The sequence below is a fragment of the Neorhizobium fuzhouense genome, assembly GCF_042611105.1.
Classification (GTDB): domain Bacteria; phylum Pseudomonadota; class Alphaproteobacteria; order Rhizobiales; family Rhizobiaceae; genus Neorhizobium; species Neorhizobium galegae_A.
The window spans coordinates 160,171-168,992 of record NZ_JBHFFP010000009.1 but is presented as its reverse complement, the minus strand read 5'-3'; the positions used below and the strand labels follow the sequence as shown (position 1 = coordinate 168,992).

Annotated in this window: 8 protein-coding genes and 1 pseudogene; all 9 read right to left on the bottom strand. The window is 61.2% G+C overall.

Features of this window, described 5'->3' with window-relative positions:
* Positions 1-350: pseudogene (locus ACEXP3_RS16935) on the bottom strand (plasmid partitioning protein RepA); the annotation flags it as partial.
* 262 nt (positions 351-612) lie between these two features.
* The gene (locus ACEXP3_RS16930; protein WP_377298328.1) at positions 613-1,512 is read right to left on the bottom strand and encodes a carbohydrate ABC transporter permease; all 900 of its coding nucleotides are present in this window, start codon (positions 1,510-1,512) and stop codon (positions 613-615) included.
* A gap of 13 nt (positions 1,513-1,525) precedes the next feature.
* Positions 1,526-2,470 (bottom strand): carbohydrate ABC transporter permease, encoded by a 945-nt coding sequence (locus ACEXP3_RS16925; RefSeq protein WP_377298327.1) that lies wholly within the window; start codon positions 2,468-2,470, stop codon positions 1,526-1,528.
* 69 nt (positions 2,471-2,539) lie between these two features.
* Positions 2,540-3,850, bottom strand: a complete 1,311-nt coding sequence (locus ACEXP3_RS16920; RefSeq protein ID WP_210106353.1) for an ABC transporter substrate-binding protein — start codon at positions 3,848-3,850, stop codon at positions 2,540-2,542.
* Between the two features lie 135 nt (positions 3,851-3,985).
* A complete protein-coding gene (locus ACEXP3_RS16915; protein WP_377298326.1) occupies positions 3,986-5,053 on the bottom strand; it encodes an ABC transporter ATP-binding protein in 1,068 nt (355 codons plus the stop codon).
* 219 nt (positions 5,054-5,272) lie between these two features.
* Positions 5,273-6,049 carry an SDR family oxidoreductase gene (locus ACEXP3_RS16910; RefSeq protein WP_377298325.1) on the bottom strand — a complete coding sequence of 259 codons (777 nt, stop codon included), beginning with the start codon at positions 6,047-6,049 and terminating at the stop codon, positions 5,273-5,275.
* Positions 6,046-7,032, bottom strand: a complete 987-nt coding sequence (denD, locus tag ACEXP3_RS16905; protein ID WP_377298324.1) for a D-erythronate dehydrogenase — start codon at positions 7,030-7,032, stop codon at positions 6,046-6,048. The genes ACEXP3_RS16910 and denD overlap by 4 nt, the downstream gene beginning before the upstream one ends.
* 61 nt (positions 7,033-7,093) lie before the next feature.
* On the bottom strand, positions 7,094-7,852 hold the full coding sequence (locus ACEXP3_RS16900; RefSeq protein ID WP_377298323.1) for a FadR/GntR family transcriptional regulator: 759 nt from the start codon (positions 7,850-7,852) through the stop codon (positions 7,094-7,096).
* A gap of 201 nt (positions 7,853-8,053) precedes the next feature.
* Complete coding sequence (locus ACEXP3_RS16895; RefSeq protein WP_377298322.1) at positions 8,054-8,821, bottom strand: hydroxypyruvate isomerase family protein; 768 nt, start codon at positions 8,819-8,821, stop codon at positions 8,054-8,056.
* Position 8,822: the final 1 nt, after the last annotated feature.

Genomic DNA, 8,822 nt, shown 5'->3' with positions numbered 1-8,822 from the left:
CCGGGACGCCGCCCCGGCAGATAGGACGGCTTGGTCTTGCCGAGATGCCGGCGGATGGCATTGATCTCTTCCAGGGAAAAGGTGCGGCGGCCGGAGGCCGATTTTTCCGAGGAGACCGTCTCCTCCTGGGCTGCCAGATGGCGCACGTAACTGTCGGTCACGCCGAGAAGGCGCGCGACTTCCGTGCTGCTGAAGCGCCGCAGGTCCTTGCGGGCGTTCGGCGAGAAAAGCTTTTCGAACAAGATCTGCAACTGTCCGCTCAAAATGGCGGAATCATTGCCGATCGTCTCGTCGATCGAAAGCGTCTCAGGCTTTCTCATTTTGTCGGCAATTGCGTTGTTGTTCGGCATTCACGGAAAACCCGGTAAATTGGCGTGATTATCGCAAATAGGAACCGAGTCTGTCTTCCCGTCAAGCAGTTTTTGACCGCGGCGCCGGGTTTACCCAATTTATGCAGGAAATTCAGGGATTTGATTCCGTTGTCAGCTGACAATGCGGCTGAGGCGCGGCAGAATCGCATCGAAAGCCAGTTTAGCGGAGAATCAGAAGGGCGGGAAGATAGCTCTCCCCGCCCCCGCCAGTTGCTTCAGGACGCGCCGAATGCAGCGCCTGCTATTCCTTGACCGCACCGGTCATCGAAGACACGTAGTAGTCGACAAAGAACGAATAGAGGATGACCACCGGCAGCGATCCGAACAGGGCGCCAGCCATCAGCGAACCCCATTCGAAGATATCGCCACGCACCAGTTCCGTCAGAACGCCGACCGGCAACGTCTTGTTCTCGGACGACTGGATGAAGGTCAGCGCATAGATGAACTCGTTCCAGGACAGGGTGAAGGCAAAGATGCCCGCGGAGATGAGCCCCGGCACCGCCAGCGGCAGGATGATTTTCGACAGTATCTGCCAGCGGCTTGCCCCATCCACCAGCGCGCTTTCCTCCAGTTCGAACGGGATTGAACGGAAGTACCCCATCAGCAGCCAGGTGCAGAAGGGAATGAGAAAGGTCGGATAGGTGAAGATCAGGGCCAGGCGGGAATCATAGATGCCGATCTTGAAGACGATGAAGGCAAGTGGAATGAAGAGGATGGACGGCGGAACAAGATAGGCGAGGAATATGAACAGGCCGACCGAGCGCGAGCCGGTAAAACGGATGCGTTCGATTGCATAGGCCCCGAACACCGATGCCGCGAGTGAGAGAGCCGTGGAGGCCGTGGCGACCAGCATCGTGTTCCACAGCCAGCCGGGGTAGGAGGTCTGGAACAGCAGGTAGTTTATGTGCTCCAGCGTTGCCCCAACCACCCAGAAGGGGCTGTAATTCTCGTAATCGGTAAGCTGCGCATTCGGCTTCACCGCGGTGATTGCCATCCAGTAGAAGGGAAACAGCAACACGAAGACGAAGACCGCCATGGGCAGGTAGACCGTCATCACCCGCCGCGGCAGACGGTTGAGATAGGACATGCCCTGGCTGTCGTCCTGCAGGTCGGCATCGTTTGACGTCGATTTGGCGTTCATAGTCGTCTCCATCTCAATCCCCTCCACCCTGCTGCCATTTGCGCCTCTGCAGACCGAAGAAAGAGAACAGGATCGCGGCAAGGAGGAAGGGGATCATGGCAACCGCAATGGCAGCGCCTTCGCCCAGCTGCCCGCCGGGAATGGCGCGCTGGAAGGAGAGGGTGGCCATCAGATGCGTTGCATTCACCGGTCCGCCCTTGGTCAGCACGTAGATCAGCTGAAAATCCGTGAAGGTGAACAGCACCGAAAAGGTCATCACCACGGCAATGATCGGCGTCAGCATCGGCAGGGTGACATGGCGGAAGCGCTGCCAGCTGCTCGCGCCATCCAGAGAGGCGGCTTCCTGCAGCGACGCGGGTATCGTCTGGAGGCCGGCCAGCAGCGAGATGGCCACGAAGGGAATGCCGCGCCACACATTGGCGGCAATCACCGATGCACGGGCAATGTTCGGATCGCCAAGGAAATTGATGGGTCTCTCGATCAGCCCCATCTTGATCAGCGACCAGGACACGATGGAAAACTGCGCATCATAGATCCACCAGAAGGCAAGCGCAGACAGCACCGTCGGCACCACCCAGGGCAACAGCACGATGGCACGGAAAAACGACTTGAACGGCAGATGCTCGTTCAGCAGCAGCGCCAGCCACAGGCCGAGCGCAAACTTCAGCACCGAGGCGACGAAGGTGTAAACCACCGTATTGAAAACGGAGAGCCAGAATACCTTGTCATCCCAAAGGAAGGCATAGTTTTCCAGCCCGATGAACACGCCGTCGCGGCCGATCGTGGTGTCGGTAAAGCCCAGCCAGACACCCAGGCCAAGCGGGTAGGTAAGAAAGCAGACCAGGAAAACGGCGGAGGGCAGCATGAACAGGATGCCCAACACATCGCGATTGTTGCTGATGCGGGACCATAAAGAACGCTGCGGCGTGCCAGGATCCGTCGATGTCGTCATCGTCATCGTATGTCACTCCAGGAGGCGGATCGAAAACCGGAGCGCGCAAGGCTGAGCGCTCCGGCAAGGCGAACGTCAGACGCGGTAGTAGCGATTGGCGCGCTTTTCCGCCTGGGCAACGGCATCTTCCGGCGTTGCCGCACCGGTAACCGCCGAGGCGAACATGTCGACGAGCACGTAGTCGGCCATGACGGCGGCCGAGGCATAACCGAGCGGGCCGGCATAGCCGTTCGGACGCAACGTTTCGGACGCCTTGGCATAGGGCGCGTGGATCGGGTTTTCCGTCCAGATCGGATTGCTGGCGAAGGCCTTCAGCGGCTGGCAGCAATAGGCGCTGGAACCCTTGAGCCAGGCGTTCATCTGCTCGGCTTCCATCATGAACTTGATATAGGCCTTGGCCGCTTCCGGATATTTCGTATGCTTGAACAACAGCAGCGAACTGGTCTGGTGCAGTTCGATGCTCTTGCCGACAGGACCGACGGGGAAGTTGGTGCTGCGCATGTCGGCAGCGATCTCGGCAAGCTTCGGATCGTTCTTGGCGGCGTAATAGATCGACACGCCATTCGCCGTCAGCGACACCTGGCCGGCGAGGAACGCCCGGTTGTTGTTGATGTCGAGCCAGCTTTCCGTGCCCGGGATGAAGTTGGCGTAAAGCTCCTTGGCATATTTGATCGCGGCCAGCGTTTCCGGTGAATTGATCACCACCTTGCCGCCCTCGTCCACCATCTTGCCGCCGTGGCTCCACAGCAGCCAATGGGCATAATTGTTGCCGTCCCCCACGGCCTTGCCGTGCGGGAAGCCAGCCGGCGTACCCTTGGCCTTCATCGCCTTTGCCAGTTCCAGGAAGCCAGCCGTGTCCTTCGGAAACTCGCTGAAGCCGGCCGCCTTCATATGGCTGTCGCGATAGACCACGGCATTGCCGATGGCGGTCAGCGGCATGGCGATGAACTTGCCCTGACGCGTCGCATATCCCTTCACGCCGTCGTAAAACCCGCCATACTTGCCGTCGAGATAGGTGCCGAGCTCCGTCAGGTCGACCAGCTTGTCGGGATACTGGTGGGCATCGTCGAACCAGCACATGACAAGATCCGGGCCGGAGCCGACATTGGCGGCAACAGCCGCCTTGGGGCGGATGTCCTCCCAGCTTTCCTTGTCGATGCGCACTTCGACGCCGGTTGCCTCGGTGAACTTCTTGGTGTTGGCGAGCCAGGCTTCCTCATCGCCCTTCACAAAGGGCGTCCAGCGCAAGAGACGAAGGCTTGCGCCCGCCTCCGGCTTGTAGCTCGGCTCGGCGGCAGCGGCTGTACGAATGCCCAGACCCGAAAGACCTGCGGCACCGGCAAGGCCGGCGGTACCGGCCAGAAAGCTTCTTCTTCTGATGGTCATGCTGTTCCTCCTCCAAATCCGGGACATTCTTGCTCGACATTCGCTGTCCCGACCGGCGAATGCGGGGATCGGCGCAGTGCAGATCCTCATCTCCCCGTGCCGACGGCTCCTCCCGGTCGGCGTGGGGCATTCTTGTCATGCGGAAATCCGCATGCCCGTCTTTTCGTCAAACAGGTGCACATGCGCCTGGTCGATCGCAATCGAGATGCTTTCGCCCGGCCGCACATCGATGCGTTCGCGAAAGACGCAGGTGACTTCCGCGCCGCCAAACCGGACGATGATCTGCGTCTCATAGCCCGTCGGTTCGATCACGACGACTTCGGCTTTGAAGCCGGTGCCGTTGAGGCTGATATATTCCGGCCGAAGACCATAGACGAGATCGCGTCCAACCGCCTCGGGAAACGGGCGGGGCAGGGGCAGGCGGGTGCCATCGGCGGCGACAAGGATCTCGGGGTTTTCCGCATCGATCCGGCCCTTGATCATGTTCATTGCCGGCGAACCGATGAAGCCTGCGACAAACAGGTTATTGGGATGATCGTAAAGTTGCAGCGGCGTGCCGATCTGCTCCACCCGTCCATCATGCATCACGACGATCTTGTCGGCCATGGTCATCGCCTCGATCTGGTCGTGCGTGACATAGACGGTCGTCGTCTTCAGCCGGTGATGCAATTCCTTGATCTCGGCGCGCATGGCAACCCGCAGCTTGGCATCGAGGTTGGAGAGCGGTTCGTCGAACAGGAACACCTGCGGATCGCGCACGATGGCGCGGCCCATCGCAACGCGCTGGCGCTGGCCACCCGACAGCTGGCGCGGATAGCGGTCCAAGAGTTTCGACAGTCCCAGAATGCCGGCCGCATAATTCACGCGGCTGTCGATATCGGCCTGCGGAGCCGAAGCCAGCATCAGCGAGAAAGCCATGTTCTTGGCCACCGTCATATGCGGGTAGAGCGCATAGTTCTGGAACACCATGGCGATGTCGCGCTCTTTCGGCGGCAGGCTGTTAACGGTGCGCCCGCCAATGCGGATTTCGCCGCCCGAAATGTTTTCCAGCCCCGCCAGCATGCGCAGCAGCGTCGATTTCCCGCAACCGGACGGACCGACCAGGATGACGAACTCGCCATCCTCGATATCGATATTGACGCCCTTGATGACGGGAAAGGCGCCGAAGGACTTTTTCACCTCGGCAAATTGAACAGTGGCCATGCGTCTCCTCCCAGAGTGCAATCCAGAGTGCGGTTTGTCGTGACGGCACGTGATGACGGCAATCGTGCCCCCTTCTTGCCGTATGCCTCGCGATCGACACTCCATTCTGCCGATCGCTTATTTTTTTCAATCGGTTACAGTGCAGGCAGCGCCCTCCACAGCGCGCCTCACTGCTCACTCAAAGCCCTGCCTCTGCAGCGCTAAAGGTGCGTGTCCCCCTTAGCCTCGCCCGACAAAGGGCATCTTCGTTGCCATGACGGTCATGGTCAGCACATTTGCATTAAGCGGCAGGCTGGCCATGTAGACGACGGCATTGGCGATGTGGGTCGGGTCGATCGTCGGTTCAGCGGCAATGGTGCCGTTTGCCTGAACCACGCCGCTTGCGATCTTCTGCGTCATGTCGCTTGCCGCATTGCCGATATCGATCTGGCCGCAGGCGATGTCGAAATTCCGCCCATCGAGCGCCGTGGATTTCGTGAGCCCCGTGATGGCGTGCTTGGTTGCCGTATAGGGCGCCGAATTCGGGCGCGGCGTTGTGGCTGAAATCGACCCGTTGTTGATGATGCGCCCGCCTTGTGGCACCTGCGCCTTCATGAGCCGGAAAGCCTGCTGCGTGCACAGGAAGGCACCGGTCAGATTGGCGGCGAGGATGGCGCTCCACTGCTCGAAGGTGACCTCCTCCAACGGAACGCCCGGCACCGTGATCCCGGCATTATTGACCAGAAGATCCAGGCGGCCGAACTTTTCCGCAATGGCATCGAACAGCGCGCGCACGGATGCCGGATCGCCGACATCGGCGGCAATGGCATGAAACGAGCCGCCGGTCTCCTTCGACAGCACTTCGACCGCCTCCTCCAGCACGGCAAGACGCCGGCCCGAAATCACCACCGTATAACCGGCGGCCCCCAGCGCCTTTGCAATGGCGCGCCCCACGCCCGTGCCGCCGCCGGTCACCAGGGCAATCGAAGTTCTGTCCGTCACATCCGCCTGTGTCATGACAGAGATCCTCCGAGTTCGTCCTCGATATGGATGCGGATGATCTCGTCGAAGGTCGCTTCGGCGCGAAAGCCGAGCTGGGTGGCACGGCTGGCGTCAAAGCGCGTGGGCCAGCCGGCCACGATGCGGGCGATCACCGGATCCGGCTCGCGGCGGATCAGCGACACGGCCTTTTCGCCGGCCACCCGTCGCAGTGCCTCGATCTCTTCTCCCACCAGCGCGGACAGGCCGGGCATGGTGAGGTTACGGCGCGGGCCGATCGGAGCGGTCTCCATGCTTGCGGCATGCAGGAAGAAGCCGACGGCCGAGCGCGGGCTCGCAAACCAATGGCGCACATCCTCGCCCACCGGCAGCACGGCCTCCTTGCCCGACAAAGGCTCGCGCAGGATATTGGAGAAGAAGCCAGACGCCGCCTTGTTCGGCGTGCCGGGCCGCACGCAGATGGTCGGCAGACGGATGCCGATACCATCGAAAAAGCCGCGGCGGGTATAGTCCGACAGCAGAAGTTCGGTGATTGCCTTCTGCGTTCCGTAGCTGGTGAGCGGCGTGGTGAAAAACTCGTCACCGATGGCGTCCGGGAAGGGCGCGCCGAAGACGGCAACGGAGGACGCAAAAACAAGACGAGGGGCATAGGGCGCCCGCTGGCCTTCGTGGCGAATGGCTTCGAAGAGAGCGCGTGTCCCGTCGAGGTTCACCGCGTAGCCCTTGTCGAAATCCGCCTCCGCCTCACCCGACACGACTGCCGCCAGATGGAAGATCACATCCGGGCGTCCGGCAATCAGCGTCTCGGCCGTGCCGGGTGCCGCCAGATCCAGCGTCAGGCTTTTTGCAATCGACTGGAATGCAGGAGGCACCTGGGGCGCAAAGGCATCGGCAAGCGTCAGCCGCTCTATGTCCCGGCCATTGAGCGCAGGGGAGGCGGCGAGTTTTTCGATCAGCTTGCGGCCCACCATACCGGCGGCCCCGATTACCAGAACATGCATGCGCGGCTTTCCTCCCTGCCTCTTGTCTTTCAATAGTCTGATGTCGCTGCGTGAAGCGACGTCAGGCGTTTTCCACCAATGGCCGGCGCTCCTCTGCCGCCATTGCCTTCGTCGTGTCGTAGATGCGCGTCAAATGCTGGCGAAAGGCCTGCGTCACACCGGCCCGGTCGCGCCTTTTCAAGGCATCCAGAATATTCGCGTGGTCGGCGTAACTGCTTTCAATCGCGCCCGGCTGCGCCATGGCATGGCGACGATGATCCATCAGGTAGCCGTAGAGATCGGTCACGAAATCGATCAGCAGCGGATTGCCGCAGGCCCGGTAGATGGCCAGATGAAATTCGCGGTCGCAGATGAGAAACCGCATGGGATCGCCTGACAGCCGCCGCTGGGCTTCCAGAAGCGCCTCCAGGTGAGCGATCTCCTCATCGGAAATGGCATCCGCGGCATTGGCCACCACATCGAGTTCCACCAGCAGGCGCGCGCCATGCACGGCATCGATGTCATAGCGATCAATGGCGCTGGAGGAAGCAATCGTCATCGGCAGATGGCTGAGATCCACATCCGCCACGCGGCTTCTGGTGCCCTGGGACACCTCGATAAAACCTTTGGCGGCGAGGATCTGGATGGCGCCGCGCACCGTCTCGCGGCTGACACTCAGCACATGCGCCAGTTCCCGTTCACCCGGCAGTTCATCCCCCTGGCGCAGCATGCCGGTCGCGATCAGCGTCGTCAGCTTGTCGGCCACGACGTCACGGGCCGTCTGACGGGTAATGGCCCGCCCTATGTTGGGAACCTGGTTCAGAATGCCGCCGGTTCTCATAACCCGCCATCCACCAAAACGTCCGCCCTGCCGCCGGTTAACGAAATCGTAACTGGTATGCTGGATGGACCACTGGACAAATTGATAGGCAACAGCCGACAAGCCGTCAACGCACAATCGTCGCTGCACCGCACAGAAAAACGCAACCGGAAGCCACAAAAGTCCAACCCGAAAGGGGAGGGGAGGGGCGAGCGGCAGCGCTCACTGACGCAACGCCTTCAGCCAGCCAAGGCCCGCCGCCGTGGACGTCGCTGGCCGGTACTCCGCACCGATCGGGCGACCATATCCCATGTCGTCGAGCAGCCTCAGCAGCGCGCGATAATCCAGATCGCCATGATCCGGCTCACGCCGGTCCGGCACGGATGCGATCTGGATATGGCCGATATGCGGCATCAGCCTTTCGAGCCGCGCCGGCAGATCACCCTCCATGATCTGCAGATGATAGCAGTCGAACATCAGCTTGACGTTGTCGGCTGCCAGCGTCTCGATCAGGTCGACGGCCTGCGCCGAACCGGTGAGAAAATAGCCCGGCGCATCGCGGGAATTCAGCGGCTCGATCAGCAGCGTGATGTCGTGCGGGCGCGCAAGGTCGCTCGCATAGGCAAGGTTGGACAGGAATACCTCGCGCGCCTCATCGCCACTCGCCTTGCCAGCCATGACATGCACGTTCGGCGCGGCAATCGCAATTGCATAGGCAATTGCCTCGCGGATGGCGGCCCGCGCCTCGTCCTCACGTCCGGGAATGGCCGAAAGCCCGTTATCGCCAAGCGCGACATTGCCCCGGCTTGTGTTGAGACCGAGCATGACAAGAGCGGTGTCCGCAAGCGCCCCGCACACATCCTCGACCGGCACCGCATAAGGCCAATGGCATTCCACGGCCTCGAAGCCCGCGGCCTTGGCGGCGCGGATGGCATCCGGCAGCGCCAGATCGTCAAACAGAAAACCGAGATTTGCGGAAAACCTGGCCATG